General features: G+C 65.4%; 25 protein-coding genes. 14 read left to right on the plus strand and 11 right to left on the minus strand.

Annotated features, from left to right (window positions below; genetic code table 11):
- Positions 1-38: 38 nt before the first annotated feature.
- Complete coding sequence (gene glpX / locus HMI58_RS04855; RefSeq protein WP_171586451.1) at positions 39-1,088, minus strand: class II fructose-bisphosphatase; 1,050 nt, start codon at positions 1,086-1,088, stop codon at positions 39-41.
- A 166-nt stretch (positions 1,089-1,254) separates the two neighbouring features.
- On the opposite strand from glpX, the gene HMI58_RS04860 reads away from it, so the two are divergent.
- From HMI58_RS04860 to HMI58_RS04880, 5 genes are all read left to right on the plus strand, one after another.
- Positions 1,255-1,884 (plus strand): DUF4245 domain-containing protein, encoded by a 630-nt coding sequence (locus HMI58_RS04860; RefSeq protein WP_318779130.1) that lies wholly within the window; start codon positions 1,255-1,257, stop codon positions 1,882-1,884.
- 81 nt (positions 1,885-1,965) lie between these two features.
- The gene (locus tag HMI58_RS04865; protein WP_318779129.1) at positions 1,966-2,580 is read left to right on the plus strand and encodes a carbonic anhydrase; all 615 of its coding nucleotides are present in this window, start codon (positions 1,966-1,968) and stop codon (positions 2,578-2,580) included.
- 108 nt (positions 2,581-2,688) lie between these two features.
- Entirely contained in the window at positions 2,689-4,116 is a 1,428-nt protein-coding gene (locus HMI58_RS04870; protein ID WP_171586453.1) for a class II fumarate hydratase, read from the plus strand.
- A gap of 127 nt (positions 4,117-4,243) precedes the next feature.
- Positions 4,244-4,897, plus strand: a complete 654-nt coding sequence (locus HMI58_RS04875) for a TetR/AcrR family transcriptional regulator (protein ID WP_171618338.1) — start codon at positions 4,244-4,246, stop codon at positions 4,895-4,897.
- Positions 4,894-6,600, plus strand: coding sequence for an MDR family MFS transporter (locus HMI58_RS04880; protein ID WP_171618339.1), 1,707 nt, complete (start codon positions 4,894-4,896; stop codon positions 6,598-6,600). Before HMI58_RS04875 ends, HMI58_RS04880 begins: the two co-directional genes overlap by 4 nt.
- Here the strand turns inward: HMI58_RS04880 and HMI58_RS04885 are convergent.
- Both HMI58_RS04885 and HMI58_RS04890 read right to left on the minus strand, forming a co-directional pair.
- A complete protein-coding gene (locus HMI58_RS04885) occupies positions 6,597-7,067 on the minus strand; it encodes an NUDIX domain-containing protein (RefSeq protein WP_171586456.1) in 471 nt (156 codons plus the stop codon). The two genes, HMI58_RS04880 and HMI58_RS04885, sit on opposite strands and share 4 nt — an antisense overlap.
- A gap of 4 nt (positions 7,068-7,071) precedes the next feature.
- Positions 7,072-7,518, minus strand: a complete 447-nt coding sequence (locus HMI58_RS04890; RefSeq protein ID WP_225667903.1) for an A24 family peptidase — start codon at positions 7,516-7,518, stop codon at positions 7,072-7,074.
- A gap of 125 nt (positions 7,519-7,643) precedes the next feature.
- Here HMI58_RS04890 and HMI58_RS04895 point away from each other — a divergent pair, with 125 nt between their 5' ends.
- Positions 7,644-8,387: a hypothetical protein gene (locus HMI58_RS04895; protein WP_171618341.1), complete on the plus strand. Its 744-nt coding sequence runs from the start codon at positions 7,644-7,646 to the stop codon at positions 8,385-8,387.
- Between the two features lie 84 nt (positions 8,388-8,471).
- On the opposite strand, the gene HMI58_RS04900 is transcribed toward HMI58_RS04895, so the two are convergent.
- Both HMI58_RS04900 and HMI58_RS04905 read right to left on the minus strand, forming a co-directional pair.
- Positions 8,472-9,899: a PhoH family protein gene (locus tag HMI58_RS04900; RefSeq protein WP_205207910.1), complete on the minus strand. Its 1,428-nt coding sequence runs from the start codon at positions 9,897-9,899 to the stop codon at positions 8,472-8,474.
- 249 nt (positions 9,900-10,148) lie between these two features.
- The gene (locus tag HMI58_RS04905) at positions 10,149-10,922 is read right to left on the minus strand and encodes an isoprenyl transferase (protein ID WP_171586459.1); all 774 of its coding nucleotides are present in this window, start codon (positions 10,920-10,922) and stop codon (positions 10,149-10,151) included.
- A gap of 176 nt (positions 10,923-11,098) precedes the next feature.
- On the opposite strand from HMI58_RS04905, the gene HMI58_RS04910 reads away from it, so the two are divergent.
- The 3 genes from HMI58_RS04910 to HMI58_RS04920 all read left to right on the plus strand — a co-directional run bounded on the left by HMI58_RS04910 (position 11,099) and on the right by HMI58_RS04920 (position 12,684).
- Positions 11,099-11,752 (plus strand): hemolysin III family protein, encoded by a 654-nt coding sequence (locus HMI58_RS04910; protein ID WP_171618342.1) that lies wholly within the window; start codon positions 11,099-11,101, stop codon positions 11,750-11,752.
- Between the two features lie 78 nt (positions 11,753-11,830).
- Positions 11,831-12,205: a metalloregulator ArsR/SmtB family transcription factor gene (locus HMI58_RS04915; protein ID WP_171586461.1), complete on the plus strand. Its 375-nt coding sequence runs from the start codon at positions 11,831-11,833 to the stop codon at positions 12,203-12,205.
- Positions 12,202-12,684 (plus strand): SRPBCC family protein, encoded by a 483-nt coding sequence (locus HMI58_RS04920; RefSeq protein WP_171586462.1) that lies wholly within the window; start codon positions 12,202-12,204, stop codon positions 12,682-12,684. Before HMI58_RS04915 ends, HMI58_RS04920 begins: the two co-directional genes overlap by 4 nt.
- A gap of 118 nt (positions 12,685-12,802) precedes the next feature.
- Here HMI58_RS04920 and HMI58_RS04925 read toward each other — a convergent pair whose 3' ends face one another.
- Positions 12,803-13,069 (minus strand): hypothetical protein, encoded by a 267-nt coding sequence (locus HMI58_RS04925; protein WP_171618343.1) that lies wholly within the window; start codon positions 13,067-13,069, stop codon positions 12,803-12,805.
- 133 nt (positions 13,070-13,202) lie between these two features.
- Entirely contained in the window at positions 13,203-14,132 is a 930-nt protein-coding gene (gene mca / locus HMI58_RS04930; RefSeq protein WP_171586464.1) for a mycothiol conjugate amidase Mca, read from the minus strand.
- Between the two features lie 67 nt (positions 14,133-14,199).
- Between mca and HMI58_RS04935 the strand changes: the two genes are divergently transcribed.
- Together HMI58_RS04935 and greA are read left to right on the plus strand one after the other, a co-directional pair.
- Complete coding sequence (locus HMI58_RS04935; protein ID WP_171618344.1) at positions 14,200-14,646, plus strand: DUF4307 domain-containing protein; 447 nt, start codon at positions 14,200-14,202, stop codon at positions 14,644-14,646.
- 256 nt (positions 14,647-14,902) lie between these two features.
- Positions 14,903-15,400 (plus strand): transcription elongation factor GreA, encoded by a 498-nt coding sequence (greA, locus tag HMI58_RS04940; RefSeq protein WP_171586466.1) that lies wholly within the window; start codon positions 14,903-14,905, stop codon positions 15,398-15,400.
- A gap of 8 nt (positions 15,401-15,408) precedes the next feature.
- On the opposite strand, the gene HMI58_RS04945 is transcribed toward greA, so the two are convergent.
- Genes HMI58_RS04945 through HMI58_RS04955 form a run of 3 tightly spaced genes read right to left on the minus strand, consistent with a single transcriptional unit; the run spans position 15,409 to position 18,499 of the window.
- Entirely contained in the window at positions 15,409-16,005 is a 597-nt protein-coding gene (locus HMI58_RS04945; RefSeq protein ID WP_171618345.1) for a rhomboid family intramembrane serine protease, read from the minus strand.
- A gap of 2 nt (positions 16,006-16,007) precedes the next feature.
- Complete coding sequence (ilvA, locus tag HMI58_RS04950) at positions 16,008-17,261, minus strand: threonine ammonia-lyase (protein ID WP_171586468.1); 1,254 nt, start codon at positions 17,259-17,261, stop codon at positions 16,008-16,010.
- Positions 17,258-18,499, minus strand: a complete 1,242-nt coding sequence (locus tag HMI58_RS04955; RefSeq protein WP_171618346.1) for an AI-2E family transporter — start codon at positions 18,497-18,499, stop codon at positions 17,258-17,260. Before HMI58_RS04955 ends, ilvA begins: the two co-directional genes overlap by 4 nt.
- 152 nt (positions 18,500-18,651) lie before the next feature.
- Between HMI58_RS04955 and HMI58_RS04960 the strand changes: the two genes are divergently transcribed.
- Genes HMI58_RS04960 through galK form a run of 3 tightly spaced genes read left to right on the plus strand, consistent with a single transcriptional unit; the run spans position 18,652 to position 21,736 of the window.
- Positions 18,652-19,461: a DeoR/GlpR family DNA-binding transcription regulator gene (locus HMI58_RS04960; protein WP_171586470.1), complete on the plus strand. Its 810-nt coding sequence runs from the start codon at positions 18,652-18,654 to the stop codon at positions 19,459-19,461.
- On the plus strand, positions 19,458-20,585 hold the full coding sequence (galT, locus tag HMI58_RS04965; protein ID WP_171618347.1) for a galactose-1-phosphate uridylyltransferase: 1,128 nt from the start codon (positions 19,458-19,460) through the stop codon (positions 20,583-20,585). Before HMI58_RS04960 ends, galT begins: the two co-directional genes overlap by 4 nt.
- Positions 20,582-21,736: a galactokinase gene (gene galK, locus HMI58_RS04970; protein WP_171618348.1), complete on the plus strand. Its 1,155-nt coding sequence runs from the start codon at positions 20,582-20,584 to the stop codon at positions 21,734-21,736. The genes galT and galK overlap by 4 nt, the downstream gene beginning before the upstream one ends.
- Positions 21,737-21,825: 89 nt before the next feature.
- Here the strand turns inward: galK and HMI58_RS04975 are convergent, their stop codons facing one another.
- A complete protein-coding gene (locus HMI58_RS04975) occupies positions 21,826-22,689 on the minus strand; it encodes a Bax inhibitor-1/YccA family protein (protein ID WP_171618349.1) in 864 nt (287 codons plus the stop codon).
- Between the last annotated feature and the right edge of the window lie 18 nt (positions 22,690-22,707).

Consider the following 22,707-nt stretch of genomic DNA (forward strand, 5'->3'; position numbering starts at 1 on the left):
CCTTCAGACGGCCACCCGATGGCCCTCCTTGACCAGTCCTACTTCAGACGTGCGTAGCTTTCCCACTTGTGCGCTTGGTGCTCGCCGTCGACCACGCGGATCGTTCCGGACTTGGACCGCATCACGATGGACTGGGTAAGGACCTTGCCCTTGTTGTAGCGCACGCCGCGCACCAGGTCGCCGTCGGTGATGCCGGTCGCCGCGAAGTAGCAGTTGTCGCTGGTCACGAGGTCGGAGGTGGACATCACGCGGTCGAGGTCGTGGCCGGCGTCGAGAGCCTTCTGCTTCTCCTCGTCGCTGGTGGGCCAGAGGCGGCCCTGGATGACGCCGCCGAGCGACTTGATGGCGCAGGCAGCCACGATCCCCTCGGGGGTGCCACCGATTCCCATCAGGGCGTCGACATCGGTACCTTCACGGGCTGCGGCGATGGCCCCGGCCACGTCTCCGTCCATGATGAACTTGGTGCGTGCGCCAGCGGCGCGGATCTCGTCGACCAGCGGGCGGTGCCGGTCGCGGTCCAGGATCATGACGGTGACCTGGTTGACCGACTTGCCCTTCGCTTTAGCGATCAGGTGCAGGTTCTGCTTGACGGGCAGGCGCAGGTCCACCATGTCGGCGGCCTCGGGCCCGGTGACCAGCTTCTCCATGTAGAACACCGCTGAGGGGTCGAACATGGTGCCGCGCTCGGCGACGGCCAGCACGGCGATCGCATTGTTGATGCCGAGGGCCGTCAGCCGGGTCCCGTCGATCGGGTCGACGGCGACGTCGCACTCGGGTCCGCTGCCGTCGCCGACCCGCTCGCCGTTGAACAGCATCGGGGCTTCGTCCTTCTCGCCCTCACCAATGACCACCACACCGTTGAAGTGGACGGTGGAGAGCAGGGAGCGCATGGCGTCCACCGCCGCGCCGTCGGCCTTGAGCTTGTCCCCGTAGCCGACCCAGTGGCCGCCGGCAATGGCTGCTGCTTCGGTCACGCGCACCAGTTCCAGCGCAAGGTTGCGGTCCGGCTCATCGTCGCCGACGGCGAGGGCGCGCGAAAGCGTTGAATACTGGGCTGATTTGGCGGTGTTAGACACGTCAATCCTCATCGTCGAAGCGGTGCTGTGCCATCGCTGGCGAAAGCTGCGGGACTTATCCCCTGCGCCCAATCATAGTAGGACCGGTCCAGCCGCACTATGCGTGACGGCGGACGTCCCGCAGTCCGGGAGGGCCATCGTTTAGGCAGGCACCCCGGGTGTGGTGGAAAATAGAACCGTGAGCACCCCCCAGCCCGGACCATCAAACACTTCCGCCGACAGCGCCCCCCGTCCCGACGCTGACCAACAGTTCACTCCTGTCCTGACCCCGAAGCAGGCGAAGCGGGCCAACTCCACGGTGATCGGCATGCTGATCGCGGTTGCCGCGACCTTCGGCCTGGTGCTGCCGGTGCTGCTGCTCAACCCGACCCATACCGCCGAAACCTACGCGCGGGACATCGACGTTCCGAACGTCTCCGCGGAGGCCGCTGACATTGCCGGGTATGTGCCCCTGGCCCCCGACCTGCCGGAGGACTGGACCTCCAACTTTGCCCGCTGGAATCCGGGCGGCAGCGACGGCGTCCCCTTCTGGGAGGTCGGCTACCTCACCCCCGAACGGCAGTTCATTCAGCTCACCCAGACCAACAGCGCCAACCCCACCTGGACTGCGCAACGGCTCGACGGCGCCCAGCTCTCCGGCCAGCGCACCATCGGCACCCTCGACTGGGAGCTGTTCGACTCCTCCTCGGGGGATTCCTTCCTGACCACCGAGACCGGCGAGTTCACCCTGATCCTCAACGGCACCGCCGATCTCGCCGAATTCGATGTGCTCGGCGACGCAATCCTGAACGATCTCGCTTCCCCCTAGGCTGCATGTCCGGGTCATCGGCCCGAAATCGAAGGGTCACAGTCTCAGGAAACCTGGGCCATGCGGCGTAAGGTAGGCCCCGTGAACAACCAATTGACTCCTGCCGATGCCTGGCAGCGACTGCGTGATGGAAACCAGCGGTTCGTCACGGGGACGTCCTCGCATCCCAACCAGGATGCCCTGCACCGGGCGTCACTGGTCGAAACCCAGCACCCGTTCGCCGTCATCTTCGGATGCTCGGACTCCCGGCTGGCCGCTGAGATCATTTTCGACCTCGGCCTCGGTGACGTCTTCGTGGTGCGCACCGCCGGTCAGGTCATCGACGACGCCGTCCTGGGCTCCCTTGAGTTCAGCGTCAGTGTGCTGAACGTCCCGCTCATCGTGGTGCTCGGCCACGACCGCTGCGGCGCCGTATCGGCCACCATGGATTCCCTCGACTCCGGAGTGATGCCGGTGGGCTTCCTCCGTGAACTCGTGGAGCGGATCACCCCCTCGGTCCTCACCTCCCGCCGCAACGGGGTCACCGACCTCAACGCGACAGTTGTCGAGCACATTAAACAGACCTCGAAGCGCATGGTGGACTCCTCCCGGGTCATCGCCGATGCCGTCGAGCAGGGCTCGACAGCCGTGATGGGTGTGACCTACCGGCTGGAGGATGGCAAGGCGGAGATCGTCTCAGGAATCGGCGACCTCTAGACGGCAGCGCCCGGCGGTGTTCAGCCACCGCAGGGGATTCCCGCTGCATTTCGATGTGGAGCCGAGCAGGATTTGGTTCGCTGCAGCCCCAGCGGAGAGAATTGGCGCATGACTCAATCGCCTGGATCCGACGCCGAATTCCGTATTGAACACGACACGATGGGCGAGGTCCGGGTTCCGGTCAACGCCCTGTACCGTGCACAGACCCAACGCGCCGTGGAGAACTTCCCCATCTCCGGCACCCGCCTGGAGCGCGCCCACATCGAAGCGCTGGCCCGCATCAAGAAGGCCGCAGCCACCGCCAACGCCGAACTGGGAGTGCTCGACGACGAGCGTGCCCGCGCCATCGAGGCCGCCGCCGAAGAGGTGGCGCAGGGCAAGTACGACGGCGACTTCCCGATCGACATCTACCAGACCGGCTCCGGCACGTCGTCGAACATGAACATCAACGAGGTCGTCGCCACCCTGGCGACCCGCGCCCTCGCCGCCGCGGGCAGCGAAACCACTGTTCACCCGAACGACCACGTCAACGCCTCCCAGTCCTCCAACGATGTGTTCCCCACCTCGGTGCACGTGGCTGCAGCGTCAGCACTGACCAAGGATCTGGTCCCCGCCCTGGAATACCTGGCCGCCTCGCTGGAGCGCAAGGCCGACGAGTTCAAGACCGTCGTCAAGTCCGGCCGCACCCACCTGATGGACGCCACACCGGTCACCCTCGGCCAGGAATTCGGCGGGTACGCCGCGCAGATGCGCTACGGCGTCGAGCGTATCCACGCCTCACTCCCCCGGGTCGCCGAAGTACCGCTGGGCGGCACGGCAGTCGGCACGGGGATCAACACCCCCGCCGGATTCTCGGCTCGGGTCATCGAACTTCTTGCCAGCGACACCGGACTTCCCCTCACCGAGGCCCGCGACCACTTCGAGGCACAGGCCAACCGCGACGGACTGGTCGAGGTGTCGGGCATGCTCCGCACCATCGCCGTATCGTTGACCAAGATCAACAACGATTTGCGCTGGCTGGGCTCCGGCCCCAACACGGGCCTCGGCGAGATCGCGCTGCCCGACCTGCAGCCCGGCTCGTCCATCATGCCCGGCAAGGTCAACCCGGTGATCTGCGAAGCGGTCATCATGGTGTGCGCCCAGGTGATGGGCAACGACGCCACGGTGGCCATCTCCGGAACCAACGGCGCGTTCGAGCTCAACGTCGGCATCCCCGTCATCGCCCGCAACGTCCTGGAATCGGTGAGGCTCCTGAGCACCTCCACCCGGGTGATGGCCGACAAGATGATCGACGGCATCACCGCCAACGAGGAGCGCGCCCGGTTCCTGGCCGAAGCGTCCCCCTCGATCGTGACCCCGCTGAACAAGTACATCGGCTACGAAAACGCCGCGAAGATCGCCAAGAAGGCGGTGGCCGAGGGGCTGACGGTCCGGGAGGCCGTCGTCGCGCTCGGGTTTGTGGAGCGCGGGGAGCTCACCGAGCAGCAGCTGGACGACTCACTCGACGTCCTGTCCATGACCCGCCCGCCGCAGTAACTAGCGCTTCCCGCACAGACACGGCCCTGAGGATCAGGCCCGCCGGTTCCTCCCGGCGGGCCTTTCCCTTGGGGCCGTTTCTGTGCCCAGACTTATTATTTTGCACTCTTAGCTCTATCGTGCAAATATGTACTCCGTGGAGAATAGTGCAAAAAATGAAGACGGCGGCCTGCGCGAACGCAAACGGCTGATTACCCGGTCAGCCATCTGCGACACCGCCCGCCGGCTGACCATCGACAAGGGGCTCAGCGGCTTCACCGTCGAGGAGCTCTGCGAGCAGGTCGGCATTTCCCGGCGCACCTTCTTCAACTACTTCCCCACCAAGGAAGACGCGGTGCTCGGCCACAGCGAGGACCATCAGCCGAAAGACCTGACTGACGCCTTCCTTGCCAGCGCCGGGTCCGTCCCCCTACTGACCGCGCTGGCCGAGCTGGCCGCCTCCACCGGCGAGCGCCTCGCCATCACGCGGGAGGAGTTCGCGCAGATGCACGCCCTCATGCAGCGTGAACCCCAACTGCTCGTGAAGCTGTTCGGCGACTCAGCGGTCCGGCACAAGGAGTTCGCAGCCCTGATCGCCCGCCGTGAGGGCATGACTGCTGACGACCCCCGCGCCGCCATGGCCGCCGAGCTCATCGGCCGCATCGCCTGGCTCTCCACTCACGCGTTCTTCCGGGACGAGGAAAGCCAAAGCTACCGCGACATTCTTGAATCCAACATCGACGCCGCAGGCTATCTCTTTAACACCGGCGCCCCACACCACACCCCCGAAGGAACACCATGAGCTCGACCGCCCAGAAGGAAAAGGGGCCGCTGCTGCTAACCCAGAAGCGCATCTGGATCATCTTCTCAGCACTCATCGCCGGCATGCTGCTGGCCAGCCTCGACCAGACCATCGTCTCGACGGCGATGCCCACCATCGTGGGGCAACTCGGCGGCGTCGAACACCAGACCTGGATCACCACCGCCTACCTGCTCGCCACAACCATCGTGATGCCGATCTACGGCAAACTCGGCGATGTGTTCGGCCGGCGCAACCTGTTCCTGTTCGCGATCGCCCTGTTCACGATCGCGTCGATCGGCTGCGCCTTCGCCACCGACTTCTGGGCCTTCGTGATCTTCCGGGCCATTCAGGGTCTCGGCGGCGGTGGGCTGATGATCCTCTCGCAGGCGATCATCGCGGACATCGTCCCCGCCAGCGAGCGCGGCAAGTACATGGGCCCCCTGGGCGGCATCTTCGGCCTCTCGGCGGTCGCCGGTCCCCTGCTCGGCGGGTTCTTCGTCGACAACCTGACCTGGAACTGGGCCTTCTACATCAACATCCCCATCGGCGTCGCGGCCTTCGCCGTCGCCTGGTTCACCCTCACCCTCCCGTCCAAGCAGGCCACCAAACGGATTGACTACTTCGGGATTGGGCTGCTGTCCATTGCCACCACCTGCCTGATCTTCTTCACCGACTTCGGTGCCGACCCTGCAGAGGGCTGGGCCTCACCCCTCACCTGGGCCTTCGGCGTCGGGCTGGTTCTTGCGGTGACCGCGTTCATCATGGCAGAGCGCCGGGCCGAGGATCCGATCATCCCCCTCAGCCTCTTCCGCAACAGGGTCTTCATCAACGCGACGGCCATCGGCTTCACCCTCGGGCTGGGCATGTTCGCCGCCCTCGCGTTCGTTCCCACCTTCCTGCAGATGTCTTCGGGTACCTCGGCGGCCGTCTCCGGCCTGCTGATGTTGCCCATGATGGTGGGCCTGATGGGCATGTCGATCTACTCCGGTCTGGCCATTTCACGGACCGGGAAGTACAAGCCCTACCCCATTGTCGGAACCAGCTTCACGATCGTGGCGCTGCTGTGGATGACCACGCTGACCGCTGACACCCCCATCTGGGTGATCTGCGCCCAGCTGTTCCTCTTCGGCGCTGGGCTCGGCCTGATCATGCAGGTGATCGTCCTCGTGGTGCAGAACGCAGTCTCCGCCGACATGATCGGCACCGCGACCAGCACTAACAACTACTTCCGCGAAGTGGGAGCCTCCCTGGGTGTCGCAGTGTTCGGTGCCATCTTCACCAGCCGCCTCACCGAATCGCTCACCACCACCTTCACGGGGTTCGGTTCGACGCCGGCGCAGGCCGGTGAGGCGTCGGCAACTATCGATCCGCAGACCCTGGCACAGTTGCCCGACCCACTCAGGGACGCGATCGTGGCCGACTACGCGAACTCCCTCGCGCCGGTGTTCTGGTACCTCGTACCGTTCCTGGTCCTCGCCCTGATCCTTGCCATCACCCTCAAGCACATCCCCCTGTCGGAAACCTCGGGCATGGTGGCCAGGGGTGAGGCGATTGGCGGCGAGGACGCTGAACGCCTCGAACGCGAGCGCGCCTCGGTGCCCGCCGGGGGGACCACCGCGACCGGCACGGCCGGAGGTGAGGCACCCGCCGACCCCAACGCCGAACTGGAGACCCGTCCGGCTCCGGGACCGGATTCCCGCTAGCGCACGAAGTGGGGGACGCCGTCAGCCGTGCGGGCCGATTCGATGAGCTGGCGGTGCCGGGTGTTCAGGTCGGGCAGGTCGTCGAGGGGGAACCACTGCACGTCGGTGGACTCGTCGTCGTTCACGCGGGCGTCCCCCGAAACGTACCGGCAGCTGAAGTCGGAGGTGAGGAAAGTGCACACGTCCCCGTTGGGGAAGGTTACCGGCCCCACCACCTCCACCCGGATCAGGTGCTCCACCCGGGCCACCACCCCTGTCTCCTCAAGGATTTCCCGCACGATGCCCGGTGCCGGTTCCTCACCGGGCTCAAGCATTCCGGTGATCACCGTCCATTGCCCGTTATCGGTACGTTTTCCGAGCAGCACCCTGCCGTCGTCGTCGAACACCACGCCGCCGACGCCGGGCAGCCAAAGCGGCGCGTGCCCGATCTTCTCGCGGAGGGACAGGACATAGTCAGGAGTCGGCATCCCTTCAGCCTAGCGACGGGATCGCCAGGACCAGTACCGCGCCGCCGATCATGAACGGGCCGAACGGAATCGCCGACCTCAGGGTGCCACGACGGCTGGCGATCAGGGCCAGCCCCCACAGCCCAGCAAGGCAGAACGCCGCAAAGGTCCCCCACAGCAGGTATCCCCACCCGGCGAACCCGAGATACAGTCCCAGCAGGCCGGCGAGCTTCACGTCTCCGAAGCCCATCCCCGCCGGGTAGACGATCCGCAACATGAAGTACACCAGCCAGAGCAGCGCAGCACCGATGAGCATGGCGAGCACCCGGGAGGGCTCTCCGGCGATCAGGGCGCCCGCCGCCAGCAGCACCGCTGCCACCGGGTAGGCGGGGAAGATGATCCGATCCGGCAACCGGTGGGTGCGGGAATCGACGACGGCGAGCCGGACACCCACCACCAGCAGGACACCCATCGCCAGGGCGAGCGGCAGGACCGCCAGCGGGCTCCCGGAGGCGTACCGGATGAGGATCTCGGTCATGGATCCCAAGCTACTGCCTCCGCTCTGGTGCAGTGAATGGCGGCGGTTACACTGTGGATATGTCGGCAACCCACAGCGCCACCCCCGCAGCCACGTTCCGGTCGCTGTGCCGGTCATCCCCGTGGAAATGGGAGACGTTGCGCTTCACTGTGGCCTGGCGGAGCGCCGAAAAGGACACCCGCCCGCTGAAGGCATGGATACGTCGGCCGGCCGCGCTGCGGGTCGAGGACGACGACGGCGTGCTGCTGCACAGCACCACCGGCACCGCTGGCTCCCGCGATGCGTTGTATGTCAGTGCCACCCGCAAGTCCTGGCTCCTGGCACCCCGGCTCATCACCCCCGTCTATAACGACGCCGGCTTTGTGCTGAGGCGCCCGGAAGCCGCCTACGGTGAACCGGCGTTCGGCGACCCACGGTGGGCCGCCATGCTGGACCCGGTTGAGTTCGCCGGTGATTCGCCAGTCGCCTTCGAATCCCCCTTCGCCAACCGGGTGGAACTGGAGAATATTGTGGAGGAGGAATTCGAGGGCCGGCCGGTGCTCAGCGCCATCGCCACCCCGAACCTCACCTACAAACCCTTCACTCCGGGCTACCCCCTCATCGGCCGCGGCCGGACCGAGGTGAAGGTGGACGTGGGCACCGGAATCTGCGTGTCCACGCGGGCACTGGACGGGGAGTTCGCCGGGGGCGGGCACTGGCTCCGCATCCTGGGCGTCGATGAATACATGATCGATGACCACTTCGTGGACTCGGGGATGGGCCTCACGGACGTCAGTTCCCACATTCCGTGGAATGTCAGCTGACCGCTCCCCGCATCAGCTGACATCCCCATCGGCACTGCTGGTTTCCCTCTTCTGGATTTTCCCGCTCCTCGATCTTTCCCTTCCCTAGATCTCGGCACCCTCCAGGAGTTCGGTGACGAGCGCGGCAATAGGCGACCGCTCCGACCGGGTCAGGGTGATGTGTCCGAACAGCGGATGCCCCTTGAGGGTCTCCACCACCGCGGCGATCCCGTCGTGGCGACCCACCCGCAGGTTGTCCCGCTGGGCCACATCGTGGGTCAGGACAATTTTGGAATTCTGCCCGATCCTGCTCATCACGGTGAGGAGGACATTCTTCTCCAGTGACTGGGCCTCGTCGACGATGACGAAGGAATCGTGCAGGCTCCGGCCCCTGATATGGGTGAGCGGGAGCACCTCGAGCATGCCGCGGTCCATCACCTCCTCCACCACCTCCTGCGACACCAGGGCACCCAGCGTGTCGAAGACGGCCTGCGCCCAGGGATTCATCTTCTCGCTCTCGCTGCCGGGCAGGTACCCCAGCTCCTGGCCACCGACGGCGTACAGCGGCCTGAAGACCACCACTTTCCGGTGTTCACGGCGTTCCAGGACTGCCTCCAGGCCGGCGCAGAGGGCCAGCGCCGATTTTCCGGTTCCGGCGCGCCCGCCCATCGAGACGATCCCCACTTCCGGATCCATCAAGAGATCGATGGCGAGCCGCTGCTCGGCTGACCGGCCGTGGAGGCCAAAGACATCCCGGTCGCCCCGGACCAGGCGCACCTGCTTGTCGGCACCGACCCGGCCGAGGGCTGACCCCCTCGGCGAGTGCATCACCAGCCCGGTGTTGGCGGGCATCTCGGCGGCCTCGGGAAGGAACACCGGCTGGTGCTCGTAGAGGGTGTTGACGTCGGCCTCGGCCACATCCAGTTCGGCGACCCCTGTCCACCCGGAATCGGTGACCAGCTCACTGCGGTACTCGTCGGCCTTCAGGCCCATCGCCGAAGCCTTGACGCGCATCGGCAGGTCCTTCGACACGACCGTGACGTTCCTGCCCTCGTCCGAGAGGTTCTTGGCCACGGCAAGGATCCGTGAATCGTTGTCTGAACTTCTGAAACCTGCCGGCAGCACCTCGGTGGAAATATGGTTCAGCTCAACCCGCAGCGTTCCGCCCTCTTCCCCGAGAGGGATCGCCTGGTTGAGCCCGTTGTGCTGCACCCGCAAATCGTCGAGCAACCGGAGCGCCTTGCGTGCAAAGTAGCCCAGCTCGGGATCGTTGCGTTTGGCTTCCAGCTCACTGATCACCACGATCGGCAGGATCACCTCGTGCTCTGCGAACCTCAGGATGGCCCGCGGATCCGAGAGCAGTACCGAGGTGTCCACCACGTAGCTCCGGCTGCCGAGGCTTTCGACAGACGAAAGGCCCGCCTCGGCAAGGATGACTTCGTCATCAGTGCTGGTGCGGGCCTTCGTGGTGGCAGTGGGCGGGAGGCTGTGGCCTGAGTCAAATGAACGCTGTTGGGTGTCAGTTCTAGTCATGTGGACTCCACGGGCGGGGCGTGCAATCCCCGACTTGTGATGAATGGGTGGGGCAGTGCGACCATGAGGCCTGGCACGGCCTCCCCAGACGTGGCGAGGTGCTGGTGTGCCCTGTTCGCTGCATCGGTGGCCTCCCGACCAGGCGGCTGGTTGCCCCCTGATGGAGTTGAGAATACGCCGCACAGCAGGGCCCCGAAAATATGGCGCGGCGTGTCGAAAATAATTCCAGATTAACTTTCGGTTGGGGGGCTAGCCCCCGAACCGTCGCTGTCGACGTCCGTAGTCGCGCAGCGCACGGAGGAAGTCGACCCGGCGGAAATCGGGCCAGAGTGCTTCACAGAAGTAAAACTCGCTGTACGCGCTCTGCCACATCAGGAATCCGGAGAGCCGCTGCTCCCCGGAGGTCCTGATCACCAGGTCCGGGTCCGGCTGCCCCCTCGTGTACAGGAAGGAGGAGATCTGCTGGTCGGTGAGACCTTCCGCGACCTCCGGGAGGGTTTCGCCGTTCGCCGCCGCGGCGAGAAGCAGTTCCTTCACCGCATCGACGATCTCCCGGCGTCCGCCATAGCCCACCGCAACGTTCACGTGCAGACCGTCGATGTCACGGGTGTGGGTGGCGAGGGAGCACAGCTTGTCCGACAGATCAGCTGGCAGCAGTTCGAGTGCCCCGACGGGTTGCACCCTGACCCGGTTGCTCTCCCCCAGCCGATCGAGGGTATTGGCAATGATGTCCAGGAGCTGCTCGATCTCCTCCGGAGACCGGCTCATGTTGTCGGTGGACAGCATGTACAGGGTCACTACTTCGACGCCAAGTTCCTCACACCACCCGAGAAACTCGTGGATCTTGTCGGCGCCCGCCTGATGCCCGTCACGGGTCGGTGCACCCGCCAGTTTTGCCCACCGCCGGTTACCGTCGACCATCACGCCAATGTGGTGCGGGATCCGGTCGGGGCTCAGGGACCGCTGCAGTCTGCGTTCATAGAAGTTGTAGGCGAATCCTGGAAACTTCGTGGGGTGGTTCACCTGTCCTACTTCCTGAGGTGCTGCGGCTGCACCGATGCGTCGCTCGATTGATCTACTCCTAAGGTACCGTCATGGAACCGATGCGCCGCCGTCGATACCGTGGCGTTCACCAGAACTCCAGACAATCAACACATTACCGGGCAGTAACATAGCTGCCCGCCGGATAGAATTACCGCATGACCCTCAGCTCCCCCGGCGACCTCAAACCAAAGCTGCGCGGCTGGTTGCATGCGGGAGCCACACCGTTGGCGCTGGCCGCCGGAATTGTCCTGGTTGCGATCGCCCCGACGGCCGCCGGGAAGATCACCTCTGCCATCTACGCGTTCACCGGGGTGCTCCTGTTCGGCATCAGCGCGGTGTATCACACCGGTACCTGGACAGACCGGACACGTGTGGTCCTCAAACGCCTGGACCACACGAACATCATGTTGGTGATCGCTGGGAGCTACACTCCGCTGGCCTGGGCGCTCCTGGAACCGCCAAAGGCAACCGTATTGCTGTGGGTGATCTGGTCCGGTGCCATCGCGGGAGTCCTCTTCAGGGTCCTGTGGGTGAACGCTCCCCGCTGGCTCTACGTACCTGTCTATGTGGCACTGGGGTTGGGCGCGCTGTTCTATTTGCCGGAGTTCTTCGCCGCGAGTCCCGCGGCTGCAATCCTGATTATTGTCGGAGGCGCCCTGTATATCGCCGGCGCTATGTTCTACGCGCTCAAGCGACCCAATTTCAGTGCAAAGTGGTTTGGCTTCCACGAACTGTTCCACGCATTCACGGTGGCAGCGTTCACTGTCCACTTCATCGCCATTGTCATCGCCGTCCTGAATCCCGTCTGAAAACTCCTTGACCGCCACCGACCGCAGGAGTAACTTCTTAATCAACCAGTTAGTTGATCAAGAGTTAGGTTGATTAGTGTGGATGATCCGGGTGACGAGCTACTTGACCGGGCGTTCCTGGCCCTGGCCGACCCGGCCCGGCGACGCATCATCGCGCGACTCAGCCGTGGACCCGCCACGGTCAACGAACTGGCAGAGCCCTTCGAGATCAGCAAGCAGGCGGTCTCGAAGCATATCCAGGTCCTCGAGCAGGCACAGTTGGTCACCCGCACACGGGATGCCCAGCGCCGGCCCGTCCATCTGGACCCCGCACGGCTGGAGGCACTCACCGCCTGGATTGACCAATACCGTCTGGTGCGTGAAGGGCAGTTCCGGAGCCTCGACGCCGTGCTGAAGTCCCTTGCCGCCGACAGCGGCAAACAGTCACACGAGAGCGCAAAGGATCCATCATGAGCAACTCACTGAAACTCACTGTTCCCGACGGAGTCCCCTTCATCGACTTCGAGCGCGAGTTCGACTTCCCGGTGGAACTCGTATTCCAGGCCCACGCGAAGCCCGACCTGATCGGGCAATGGCTGGGACCACGGCGGAACACCATCGAGGTTGACCACTACGATTTCCGATCCGGAGGAACCTACCTGTACCGGCACACCGGTCCCACGGGTGAGACCTATACCTTCAGCGGCGTATTCCACACCGTGCGGGAGAACGAGTTCGCCATCCAGACCTTCGAGTTTGGCGGGTATCCGGACGTCGTCAGCATCGAGTTCCTCACCTTCGAGGACCTCGGCAGCGGGCGCTGCCGTCTCATGGGCCATGCCGTCTACCCCACCCAGGAGGCGCGTGACGGGATGGCTGCTTCAGGCATGGAGGGTGGGATGTCCGAGGGCTACGACCGGTTGGAGGAGCTCCTCGCATCGGCGAACGTCTGAGCGGCGGCCGCAAGAGATCGACCGGGGTTACGCCTCCGGCGGCATCGGACCCGGCAGGTTTGGGTTCGGCTGGTTTGGGTTCGGCTGGTTTGGGCCCGGAAAACCCGCCGGTGCCCGCCTAGCGGTCGCGCGGCGTGAACCCCGGACGATCGTCTGAGGAAGCCGGTGCACCGGAGGGGCCCTGGGCGTCGGACCTGCCGTTCGTCCCATCCGGCTTCGTGCCGTCCGGCGTGACGCCGTCCGACACTGAGCCGTCCGACGCCGCGTCGTCCGCCATCGACTGGTAGCGCACGCGCCGGATCCGGCGGGACATGTCCCTGACCAGGAAGATGACAGCTACTACCAGCACCAGGGTGGCGAGGAAACCCAGCAGTCCGGGAGTCACCTGGGAAGGATCAAGTCCCGGCCTCAGCCCGTCCTCTTGATCGGGAGTGGGGCTCACGGCAGACGCCAGGTTGAGCAGGTAATTCACAATGCACCACTTTCAGGGGAAGGACGGGCCACAGGGCCAGACCTACCTATTCTATGCCCGCGAAGAAGTCAGCTTCGGGCAGTGTAGCTTCCACACGGGAGTCGATCAGTGAGTAGTCTTCCCAGGGCCAGACCTCCCGCTGCAGGTCTGAAGAGACGGCGAAGAAGAAGCCCTCCGGGTCAACCTGGGTGCGGTGGGCGCGCAGCGCACGCTCGCGATGTTCGAAGAATTTGCCGCACTCGATCTGGGTGGTGGTCTCGTGGGTTGGTGCCGGGGCCTGATGGCCCTCGGAGTCGGCTTCCAGCCAGGCCGCGATCCGCTCCGCATAGGGCGACTTCAGGCCAGCCCGTTCCAGTGCTTCGTGCAGAGCACGGAACCGTTCGGGGTTGAAGGCGCGGTCGTAGTACAGCTTGGAGGGCGTCCAGGCCTCCCCGGTGCCCGGATACCGGTCAGGGTCACCCGCTGCATGGTAGGCCTCGACGGCGACCTTGTGGGCCATGATGTGATCCGGGTGGGGGTAGCCACCGTTCTCGTCGTAGCTCAGGATGACGTGCGGGCGGAACTCGCGAATCAGCTTCACCAGCGGTGCCGACGCGCGCTCCAGGGGCTGCAGCGCGAAGCAGCCGAAGGGCAGCGGCGGGAGGGGGTCACCCTCGGGCAGGCCCGAGTCGGTGAAGCCCAACCAGCGCTGGCTGATGCCCAGTTCGCTGGCGGCCTGCGCCATTTCCAGCCGTCGTAGCCCGGCCAGGTCACGCAGGGCGTGGGCTTCGCCTGCCATCTTTTCGTTGAGGATGTCACCGCGTTCCCCACCGGTGCAGGTGGCTACCATGACCTCGACGCCCTCGGCCGCATACCGCGCCATGGTTGCCGCGCCCTTGCTTGACTCATCGTCGGGGTGGGCGTGGACTGCCAGCAGGCGGTATCCCTGGCCCGGTGCGGACGCGCTGGATGATGGGGTGTTTTCCGGGGTGGGCAACGACTGCTCCTGTGGTTTGGTTAATCGCTTTAGGCAATAAATTCCGGCGGGGATAAAATGGTGTGCGATGGATACCAACCAACCGCCAGTATCAAGAGTAGCCAATCGCTACGGCACCCCCAAGCCGGGATTGTCGCGTCGGGCCTGGAAGCGGTTGATCTGGATTACCCTCGGCGTCGCGGTGCTGGCCACAGCCGTGTTCAGCGTGCAGACCTCCATTCCCGAGGTCTCGAGCAAGGACGTGGGCTTCAACATCCAGGACGCCGGGCGCGCAAGCGTCGACTACGAGGTCACCAAGGCCCCCGAAACCACTGTGCAGTGCGCCGTCCAGGTACTTAGCGAGACCTATGCGGTGGTGGGCTGGCAGGTGGTCGAGATCGGCCCGAACAGCATTGATGAGGGCACCGACGGCGGCCGGACCACCGCGCACCGCACCTCCCTGAGGACCGAGACCATCGGCGTATCGGGCGGGGTCAACGCCTGCTGGGTACTGGAAGACACGACCTCTCCGTAGGCTGTCCGCAACGGCCGCTACGTCTCATTTTCACTACGTTTCCGGCATGACCCCCCAGAACTACCTTGGGTTAACCCCACGAAGCCGACTACACTTGAGGCAATACGTTCGGCTCTCCCCAACCGGTGATCAACGGTGTATGTGGTCATCCAAGGGTGGGGCCTTTATTTGTTGCTAAGCCTGCTTACATCTCGTTGTGCAGGCTGTCACCATGCCGGAGCCTCCTGTATGTCGGGTTCCGGACATAGCTAAGGAGATGCCCGTGTCCACCAACAGTGCACCTGTCGCATGGCTTACCCAGGAGTCCTACGATCGCCTCAAGGCTGAGCTGGAGCATCTCTCCGGCCCGGGCCGGACCGAGGTTGTTGCCCGCATTGAACAGGCCCGCTCCGAGGGGGATCTGAAGGAGAACGGTGGCTACCACGCCGCCAAGGAGGAGCAGGGCAAGTCCGAGGCCCGCATCCGCCAGCTCACCGCCCTGCTGGAGAACGCCCACGTCGGCGAGGCTCCCGAGGACAACGGCATCGTGGAGCCCGGCATGCTGGTCCACGCCAAGATCGCCGGCGACGACTCCACCTTCCTGCTGGGCAGCCGCGAGGTCGCCGGGGATACCGACATCGACGTGTACAGCGAGAAGTCACCGCTGGGCGCTGCCATCCAGGGCAAGAAGTCAGGTGACAAGGTCACCTACACGGCCCCTAACGGCAAGTCCATCGAGGTTGAGGTCCTGTCGGCCAAGCCCTACGTCGGCTGAGCCAGCCCCTAGCGCCTGTTTGACTGCCGACGGCGGTCCGTCCCCTCGGGGGCGGGCCGCCGTTTCAGTACCAGCGCAGCGAGTAGTCCGCCGAGCGCTCCGAACAGGTGGGCCTGCCACGACACGTTGGATCCCGGCGAGGGCAGGACGCCCCACAGGATGGAGCCGTACATCAGGAACAGCACCCCGGCGAGCAGGATCTGGCGCAGGCTGCGGTTGTAGAAGCCACGGACGATCAGGTAGGCGAACAGGCCGAACACCACCCCGGACGCACCGATGGTGAGGCCTCCACCAAAGATCCAGACGCCGATCCCCGAACCGAGCCAGCTGGCGGCGACCGCGACGGAGAAGCGCCTCGCACCTTCGAGGAAGGTCAGGAACCCCAGCACCAGGAGCGGGAAGGTGTTGCTGACCAGGTGTCCGACGCCCGCGTGGAGCAGCGGGGCGAACAGGATGCCGTCCAGGCCCTCGAGCTCCCGGGGGTCGATGCCGAGCCAGCCGACCAGACGCGTTCCGGTCAGGACATTGACCAGGTGGATGGCCCACAGCAGCGCCGTGAAGAGCCCCACCGTCAACAGCCCCGTGCGTGCGCGTTCGGCGAGCATGCTCAGCCCTCGATGACCATGGGCTGGAATCCTTCGGCCCGCAGGTTCCTCAGGATGAGTTCGCAGTGCTCCTCCCCCTTGGTTTCCATGTTGATGGTGATTGCCACGTCCCCCATGCTGATCGAACCCCCTACGCGGGTGTGGTCGACGCCGGTCACATTCGCGTCCGATTCGGCGATGATGCGGGAGATGGTCGCCAACGAGCCCGGCCGGTCATCCAGGAGCATCCGTACCACCAGGTACCTGCCTGCCGCGGCGAGGCCGCGCTGGATGACCTTCAGCATCAGCATCGGGTCGATGTTGCCGCCAGACAGGATCACCGCCGTGTTCCCAGGTGAGGCACCGTTCTCGGTCAGCTTGCCGTCGAGCAGCGCCGCCACGCCCACGGCGCCTGCAGGCTCCACCACCATCTTTGAGCGTTCCAGCAGGAAGATCAGAGCCCGCGCCAGCGAATCCTCGGTGACAGTGACAACATCGTCGACCAGTTCCTTGATGATGGAGAACGGCAACTGGCCGGGCCGGCCCACCGCAATGCCATCAGCGATGGTCGATACCTTGGTCAACGGCACCAGTGCGTCGGCTGCCAGCGACGGCGGATAGGCTGCCGCGTTCTCGGCCTGCACCCCGATGATCCGGATCTCCCGGCCCAGTTCCCGCGCCCTGGCCTTGACGGCGACGGCGACGCCGGCCAGCAGCCCACCGCCGCCCACCCCCATGAGGATGGTGTCGACGTCGGGCACCTGTTCAAGGATTTCCAGGCCGATGGTTCCCTGCCCGGCCACCACGTCGACGTTGTCGAACGGGTGCACGAACACGGTGCCGGTCTCCTCCGCGTACCGCTTCGCTTCAGCGAGAGCCTCATCAACGTTGTGCCCGTGCAGGATCACCTCGGCGCCGTGGCCACGGGTGGCTGCCAGCTTGGGCAGCGCGACCCCCAACGGCATGTAGATCCGGGCGGTGATGCCGAGCCGTGCGGCCGCCACGGCCACGCCCTGGGCGTGGTTGCCGGCGGACGCGGCGACGACCCCGCGGGCCTTCTCTGCGTCGGACAGGCGGGCCATCCTGACGTAGGCTCCGCGGATCTTGAACGATCCTGCGCGCTGCAGATTCTCGCATTTCAATGACACGTTGGCGCCGATCAGCCGTCCCAGCGCCCGCGACTCCTCGATGGGGGTGCGGGCGATGACGCCGTCGAGCAGTTTCTGCGCCGCCTGCACATCGTCGAGCGTCACCGCGAGGTCCAATAACTCAGTCACTGGTCGGCCTTTCGTGTCTCATGGGGGATGGAATCTTCAGGGGTGTCGTTGTGGGGTGGTGCTTCGGGCGGTTCCGGGAGCCCGTCCGGCGGAGGCGGCACCCCGCCCACCGCGGGGTCGGTCTCCCAGGAGCGCCCGGCAATATAGCGGACCACAGTATTCACCACGGCCAGCAACGGCACCGAGAAGAGTGCGCCGGGAATACCCGCGATCAAGGTGCCACCGGCCACCGCCAGCACTACCGCCAGCGGGTGCAGCGACACGGCCGGCCCCATGATGAGGGGCTGCAGGACGTGCCCCTCGAGTTGCTGCACCACCAGGACAATGGCCAGCATGATCAGAGCGTTGACCCAGCCGTTGGCCACCAGGGCCAACAGGACGGCCACCAGCCCGGTGAACAGGGCTCCGACAATGGGGATGAAGGACCCCAGGAAGACAAGGACGCTCAGGGGCAGGGCGAGGGGCACCCCGATCAGCGCCGCACCGACCCCGATGCCCACCGCGTCGACAAACGCGACGAGCATCTGCACCCGCACATAGTTGGCCATCGATGACCAGCCGCGCCGCCCGGCACCGTCGACCGGGATCCGCGCCACGCGGGGCATCAGGCCCACAACAAACCGCCAGATCCGCTCGCCCTCCAGCAGGAAGAAGATGAGCGCGAAGATGGTCAGCAGTGCCCCAGCTCCGAAATGGCCTGCGCTGCTTCCCAGCGAGATGACCCCGGTGACGATGGTTCCACTGTTGTTCTGGACGGCGCCCGTCACCTCTTCGATGAACTGGTCGATCTGGAGGGTGGTCAGTCCCAGCGGCCCGTCCGATAGCCAGGACTGGATCTGGCGGATCCCTTCCAGCGCCTCATCCCACAGGTCCGCAAGACCCAACGCCAACTGTCGTCCGGCGAGTGTTGCCATGCCGCCCACCAGGCCCAGGAACGAGACGACGGTGACGACGACGGCGAGCCCGTTGGGAAGCTTCGCTTTCCGTAACAGACCCATCACCGGCAGGAGCAGGCTTGCCAGCAAAGCTGCCAGCAGCAGGGGGATGATCAGCAGCGACACATGGCCGAGGAGCCAGACCAGCATCCCACCCACCAGCACAATCAGCCCCACCCGCCAGGCCCAGGCCGCTGACAGGCTGAGCGCATAGGGGACGTCCCCAGACCGGTCACGTCCGGCCACCTGCGCCGGGGCACCCTGGAGGTCCGCCGGGACCTTCCGCTGAGAGGGGCGATTCATGCTGTCATCCTTCCATACGTTGCCGACCATCAGGCATTGGGTCGGCGGGGCCTCGGCCCTTGTTACGTGGCACCCGGCTGAGGGTTTTTCACCATCGTCGGTTATCGGATATGTTTGACTTTGTTCGAAAAAGTTACTTTCAGGAGATATGGATGCTTGCCGCCGAACGACGGGACGCGATTGTTGCCGAACTGGTGACCAGTCCTGCCGTCCGCGTGACCCGGCTTGCCGAGCAGTTCGACGTGTCCGAGATGACCATCCGCCGTGACATTGACGCACTGGAGGCGGCGGGCGCGCTGACCCGCGTCCACGGCGGTGCCACCCGACCGCAGACGCTGAGCGCCGCCGAACCAGGGTTCTCGGCCAACACCGGCCGGCAGCGCGAGGCGAAGCAGCAGATAGCGCTGGCAGCGAGCCGACTGATTACCCCCGGCATGACCATCTCCCTCACCGGGGGCACCACCGTCTATGAGCTTGCTGCCCTCCTGCCGGACCTCGGCCCCCTCACCGTGCTCACCAACTCGCTACCGGTCGCCGACCTGCTCAACGGTCTGGCCGCCCAGGACCGTGGCCGCAACCTCAGCGTGTTCCTCACCGGCGGGGAACGGTCGCCGTCGGAGGCCCTGGTGGGTCCGCTCGCCACCGCCACTGTCGGTCTACTCAACGTCGATCTCTGCTTCATGGGGGTCCACGGGGTGGATGCCACCGCCGGCATCACGACGCCGAACCTCGCGGAGGCCGAAACCAACCGCGCTTTCGCCCGCCAGAGCGCGCGGCTGGTGGTCCTCGCTGACTCCACCAAAATCGGCGTCGTAGCCCTGGCCCAGATCGTCGACCTGGCCGAGCTCGAATGTCTCGTCACCGCGGGCGACGCCGTCGGCCCGGACCAGCTCGCCGACCTTGTTCTCCACACCACCGTGCTCACTCCCGACACCCCCACCTCCAAGGAAACCCACCCATGACCCTGGTCACCCCCACCCGGCTGTCTGACGGCCGCGAGCTGATCTATTTCGACGCCACCGCCGAGTCTGCGGCCCTCCACCGTGATCGCTCGGCCGTCGCTGACACCAGGGACCTTCCCGCCCGGGGTGCCACCGGTGATGCCCGCTTTGACGCCCTGACCGGGGAATGGGTGGCGGTCGCAGCGCACCGGCAGTCCCGAACACACCTGCCGCCGGCCGACCAGTGTCCCCTGTGCCCCACCACTGCCGGCAACCTGTCGGAGATTCCTGCCCCGGACTACGAGGTGGTGGTGTTTGAGAACCGCTTCTCCTCCTTCGGTCCTTCCCTTGGCGCACTTCCGGCCCATGCCGGCTGGGGAACCACAGCTCCGGCGCATGGTCGCTGCGAGGTGGTGGCCTTCGACTCGGCCCACGAGGGTTCTTTCGGGTCGTTGGCTCCCGAGCGTGCCAGGACAGTGATTGACGCGTGGGCGCACCGGACGGAGGCCCTGTCCGCCCTGGACGGGATCCGACAGGTCTTCTGCTTCGAGAACCGCGGCGCCGATATTGGGGTCACCCTGTTGCACCCCCACGGCCAGATCTACGCCTACCCCTTCATTCCGCCCCGCTCGACGGTGATGGCCCGCGCGGCGCGGGAGTATTACGACGCCGCCGACGGCCGGGAGACCCTGCTGGCGGGAATGCTGAAAGCCGAACGTGGTTCGGGCGCGCGAATGATTATCGAGGGCAAGCACTTCAGCGCCTACGTCCCGTTCGCTGCGCGCTGGCCCCTCGAGGTCCATCTGGTGCCGCACCGGCAGGTGGCGGACCTGGCAGCATTGACCGACCCGGAACGCGACGAGCTGACCACCATCTACCTGGACCTGCTGGGACGCGTGGACCGCCTCTACTCCACCCCCACCCCGTACATCGCGGCCTGGCATCAGGCACCCCTTGACCCGCTGCTGCGACCTGCCAGCCGCCTGCACCTGCAGCTCACCTCGCCCCGCCGGGCCGAAGACAAACTGAAGTTCCTGGCCGGCTCCGAGGCCGCCATGGGCGCATTCATCAATGACACCACCCCTGAACTGGTCGCGGACAACCTTCGCAGCGCCGTCGGGACAACTGCAAAGGACCAGTCATGACCGGGCCATCCCACGATCTCGCCACCGCATTCACCCACAGGTTCGGGTACGAGCCGGCGGGGGTATGGTCCGCTCCGGGCCGGGTCAACCTGATCGGCGAACACACCGACTACAACTCGGGCTTTGTGCTGCCTTTCGCCATCAACCACTCCACACTGGTCGCAGCGGCGACACGCCAGGACCGGACTGTGAGGGTGGCTTCCACTCTCGGCGAGGGCGACGAGGTCCAGGTGGACCTCGACGGGCTACATCCGGGCAGCGTCGATGGGTGGGCTGCCTACCCTGTGGGTGTGCTGTGGGCCCTGGAGCAGGCGGGGCACCGGCTCCCCGGGTTTGACCTGTTGATCGACTCGAGTGTGCCGGTCGGTGCTGGGCTCTCCTCGTCGGCGGCGATTGAATGCGCCGTCGCGGTAGCGGCCAACGACCTGGTCGACGCAGGGCTCTTGGCGTCCGAACTGGCCCTCGTGGGCCAACGGGCGGAGAACGAAATGGTCGGTGCCCCCACTGGCGTCATGGACCAGACGGCGTCGCTGCGGGGCCGCGCTGGCCACGCCGTATTCCTGGATTGCCGCAGCCTGGAGTCCGAGCTGGTGCCGTTTCCGCTGCAGGAGGAAGGGCTGACGCTGCTGGTCATCGATACCCACGTGAGCCATTCGCATTCGACCGGCGGGTACGCGGACCGGCGGAAGTCCTGTGAGCGGGGAGCAGAGCTGATGGGGGTGGCATCCCTGCGCGACCTGTCGATCGCGGATCTTGCGGCGGCCGCTGGAATCCTCGATGAGGAGACCCTGCGCCGGGTCAGGCACATTGTGACCGAGAACGAGCGGGTGCAGGACACAGTCAAGGTACTCGCCGACAAGGGTCCGGCGGCGATCGGCCAGCTGCTCGATGTGAGCCACTCGTCGATGCGCGACGACTTTGAAATCTCCTGCGACGAACTGGATCTCGCCGTCGACACCGCGCGGGCCAACGGGGCGCTCGGTGCCAGAATGACCGGCGGCGGGTTTGGTGGCTCGGCCATCGCGCTCACACCCACCGACGACGTCGACCGCGTCACCACAGCCGTCACCGACGCGTTCGCGGCGGCGGGCTATGTGGCACCGTCGATTTTCGCGGTGCTTCCCGACGACGGTGCGCGTCGCCTCGCCTGACCCCGTACCTGGCACCTAGCAAAAGGGACCCACAGCCTTCGCTGTGGGTCCCTTTTCGTTAGAAGTTTGGTCGTGACAGACCGGTGAGGCTAGTCGCTGCCGCGCAGGATCGCGATGACGCGGATGAACTCCACGTACAGCCAGATCAGGGTCACTGTGAGACCGAAGGCAGCCGTCCAGGAGTATTTCTGGGGGGCGCCGTTGCGGACGCCGTCGCTGATCGAGGTGAAGTCGATGACCAGGGAGAAGGCGGCAAGGCCGATCGCGAAGATGCCGATGATGACGCCGAGCGGGATCCCAGCGATTTCGATTCCGGTACGCAGACCCCAAGGATCTTCGCTAACCCCGAACAGCATCAGGCCCAGGTTGATCAGGCTGAACGCAGCGTAGCCGATGATGGCGATCATGAAGATCTTCATCGCCTTGGGGGTCGCCCGGACCTTGCCGCTGCGGAACAGCAACAGAGTGATCGCGAAGACTGTCAGGGTGCCGACCAAGGCCTGAAGAGCAATGTTGGGGAACTGTGCCTCCAGGATCATCGTCAGGCCGCCGACAAACAGACCCTGCAGGAACGCGTAAGCGAGGATCAGCGCAGGGACCGGTTCGCGCTTGAAGGCGTTGACCAGGCCAAGGACCAGGCCGCCGATCATGCCGACAATCATCAGGGGCATGACCAGGCCGGGGAGCAGGAAGGCTGGGACCGCTGCGCCCACCAGGACGACGCCGATCGAGAGGACCGTCTTGACGATCACATCATCGAAGGTCATCCGCCCCATCTGGGATGGACCAGCTGACGGCTGGTTGTAGAGGTCTTCCATCTGGGTGGTGCTCATTGCGCTCTGGCCTGCGAGCGCCGTCGAACCGTACCCTGCTGGTGCCCCTGCCGGGTTGTTGCCGCGAGCAGCGGTACGGAAGTTCTTTCCGTTGAATACCGGGTTACCGCCAAGTGCCATGTGAACTAGTCCTCCATC

Source organism: Arthrobacter sp. 147(2020) (assembly GCF_013116715.1).
Lineage (GTDB): Bacteria > Actinomycetota > Actinomycetes > Actinomycetales > Micrococcaceae > Arthrobacter_D.